The organism is Methylobacterium sp. E-025 (genome assembly GCF_022829705.1).
Taxonomy (GTDB): domain Bacteria; phylum Pseudomonadota; class Alphaproteobacteria; order Rhizobiales; family Beijerinckiaceae; genus Methylobacterium.
Map to the genome: position 1 here is coordinate 1 of NZ_JAKSYR010000095.1, position 1241 is coordinate 1241.

General features: G+C 69.9%; 1 protein-coding gene. It reads right to left on the minus strand.

Translation table 11 applies throughout. From position 1 onward, the window contains the following. Nucleotides 1-9: 9 nt before the first annotated feature. Entirely contained in the window at nucleotides 10-1188 is a 1179-nt protein-coding gene (gene metK / locus MKK64_RS11945; protein WP_147844288.1) for a methionine adenosyltransferase, read from the minus strand. Between the last annotated feature and the right edge of the window lie 53 nt (nucleotides 1189-1241).

The following is a 1241-nucleotide window of genomic DNA, read 5'->3' on the forward strand; positions in this document are numbered from 1 at the left end:
TCGAAACCCTTACGCCAGGGCCGACCTCAGCTTGTCGGCGAGGTCGGTGCGCTCCCAGGAGAAGCCGCCGTCGGCGTCCGGGGCGCGGCCGAAATGGCCGTAGGCCGAGGTGCGGGCGTAGATCGGCTTGTTGAGGCCGAGCGCCAGGCGGATGCCGCGGGGCGAGAGGTCGAGGGCGTCCATCAGCACGCCCTCCAGCTTGGCCTCGTCGACCTTGCCGGTGCCGTGCAGGTCGACGTAGATCGACAGCGGCTTGGCCACGCCGATGGCGTAGGCGAGCTGGATCGTGGCGCGCGAGGCGAGGCCGGCGGCGACGACGTTCTTGGCGAGGTAGCGCGCGGCATAGGCCGCCGAGCGGTCGACCTTGGTCGGGTCCTTGCCCGAGAAGGCGCCGCCGCCGTGGGGCGCCGCGCCGCCGTAGGTGTCGACGATGATCTTGCGGCCGGTGAGGCCGGCATCGCCGTCGGGGCCGCCGATGACGAACTTGCCGGTCGGGTTCACGTGCCAGACCGTGCCCTCGTTGATCCAGCCCTCGGGCAAGGCTGCGCGGATGTAGGGCTCGACGATGGCGCGCACGTCGGCCGAATCGAGCGACTCGTCCAGATGCTGGGTCGAGAGCACGATCTGCGTCGCCTCGACCGGGCGGCCGTTGGCGTAGCGCACCGTGACCTGGCTCTTGGCGTCGGGGCCGAGCTTGGCCGCGTCGCCCTGCTTGGCCTTGCGGGCGTCGGCGAGGTCCTTGAGGATCTTGTGGGCGTAGAAGATCGGGGCCGGCATCAGCTCCGGGGTCTCGTCGGCGGCGTAGCCGAACATGATGCCCTGGTCGCCCGCGCCCTCGTCCTTGTTGCCGGCCGCGTCCACGCCCTGGGCGATGTCGGCCGACTGGGCGTGCAGGTAGATCTGCACGTCGTTGTTCTTCCAGTGGAACCCGGACTGCTCGTAGCCGATGTCCTTCACCGCCTCGCGGGACAGCGCCTCGAGATCCTTGAAGGTCACCGAATCGGGGCCGCGGACCTCGCCGGCGATCACGACGCGGTTGGTCGTGGTCAGCGTCTCGACGCCGAGGCGGGCTTCCGGCATCGCGGCGATGTAGGCATCGACCACGGTGTCGGAGATCCGGTCGCTCACCTTGTCGGGGTGGCCCTCGGAGACGGATTCGCTGGTGAACAGGAAGTCCGAACGCGGCATCGTGACAGCACCCCGGTTGACGGGTGCGCCTTCCTGATCGCGGCGCTTGACCC

What these genes read in the sequence shown, in the direction of transcription:
- metK (WP_147844288.1), bottom strand. Translation starts at nt 1,188, where the DNA reads ATGCCGCGTTCGGACTTCCTGTTCACCAGCGAATCCGTCTCCGAGGGC.